Below are 321 nucleotides of genomic sequence, written 5' to 3'. Positions count from 1 at the left end.
TGAAAGCGTTCGGCATAACCGGCCAGTGCCGCAGGGGTATCGTTTTCACAATGGAGCATGCGAGTGATGCGCGCAACATCCGGCCAGGGTCGACGGCTGCCCTCCGGGCATCGCGCTGTCGGAAAGCGATATCCAGCCGTTCCTGGATGCACGCAAGCCCGGGCAGAACAAGTTCACCACCCAGCGGCAGGAGGCCGACGCGGTGCGAATCCTGTCGGGCGTATTCGCGGACGAGGACGGGCAGCAACGGACCACCGGCACGCCGATTTCCCTGCTGATCGAGAACACCGACCAGCGATCGAAGGACTATTCGGACATCGC

At 63.2% G+C, this 321-nt stretch carries 1 pseudogene; it reads left to right on the top strand.

Features of this window, described 5'->3' with window-relative positions:
• Window positions 1–97: 97 nt before the first annotated feature.
• Window positions 98–321 (top strand): annotated as a pseudogene (locus AB1L30_RS00855) (chorismate synthase); the annotation flags it as partial.

This window comes from Bremerella sp. JC817, assembly GCF_040718835.1.
Taxonomy (GTDB): domain Bacteria; phylum Planctomycetota; class Planctomycetia; order Pirellulales; family Pirellulaceae; genus Bremerella.
This window is presented reverse-complemented; position numbering and strand designations above follow the sequence as displayed.